The following is a 1,077-nucleotide window of genomic DNA, read 5'->3' on the forward strand; positions in this document are numbered from 1 at the left end:
TGTACTGACCACTGAGGTTGGTGACGCGGGAGGCGGGCGGTAGCCCGCCGAGGGCGGTGTGGTGGCGGTGATGGTTGTAGACGTGCAGCCAGCCGGGCAAGGCCTGGCGGCGTTCAGTCTCTGAGGCGTAGGGACGGGCATAGGCCCACTCCGTGGCCAGGGTGCGGTGGAAGCGTTCGACCTTGCCGTTGGTCTGCGGCCGGTAAGGCCGGGTCCGCTTGTGGACGGTGCCGGTCGCGGCCAGTGCAGCGGCGAAGATACGGGAGCGGTAGTTGGACCCGTTGTCGCTCAAGCAGCGGGCGATGCGGACCCCGCAGCTGGCGAACCAGGCCGCGGCTCGGGCCCAAAAGTCGGCGGTGCTCTGGCCCTGCTCATCGGGCAGGATTTCGGTGTAGGCCAGGCGGGAGTGGTCATCGAGGACGGTGTGCAGGTAGCCGTAGCCCTGGCCCCGGTGCAGGTTTGGGCGAGCGGATCGGCCCCGGACCCGCCAGCCGCCGCCGTCGGGGATGCGGCCCAGCTTCTTGACGTCGATGTGCACCAGGTCCCCTGGCGCGGCGTGTTCGTAGCGGCGGACCTGCCGCCGCAGCCGCTGCCGGTCGGCCAGGTCGACATCGCACAGACGCGGCATGCCTTCGCGGCGCAAGATCTTGGCGACGGTGGAGGTGGGCAGACCCAGTCGAGGGCCGATGCGCGCGGGGCCCCAGCCGCGCTCGATGCGTAGGGCCTTCACCTGCTCGACGACCTCAAGGGCTGTCTGGCGCGGGCTGCGGTGGGGTCGGGAGGAGCGGTCAGTCATGCCGGCGGGGCCGTGCTGGCGGTAGCGCTCGGCCCAGCGTTTGGCGGTGGGCCAGGAGACTTGGAAGCGCTCAGCGGCGCGGCGGATGGGCCAGCCGTCCTCGACGACGACGCGAGCCAGCTTCAGCCGCCCGACGGGGGTCAGAGCGGCGTTACGGTGGGGCACGAAGACCTCCGAGTGGTGGTGCGGTTCCTCGACAGCTCCACACCTCACTCGGAGGTCTTCCTCACGTCACGGACCTGACGGTCCTCGGCGTGTCACCAACGTCCGTGCTCAGTACA

Annotated in this window: 1 protein-coding gene; it reads right to left on the reverse strand. The window is 70.4% G+C overall.

From position 1 onward, the window contains the following. On the reverse strand, positions 1–961 hold a 961-nt coding region (locus tag ACRYM6_RS22985), incomplete at its 3' end, for an IS481 family transposase (protein ID WP_432545212.1). Between the last annotated feature and the right edge of the window lie 116 nt (positions 962–1,077).

The sequence above is a fragment of the Kineococcus rugosus genome, assembly GCF_050871975.1.
GTDB lineage: Bacteria > Actinomycetota > Actinomycetes > Actinomycetales > Kineococcaceae > Kineococcus.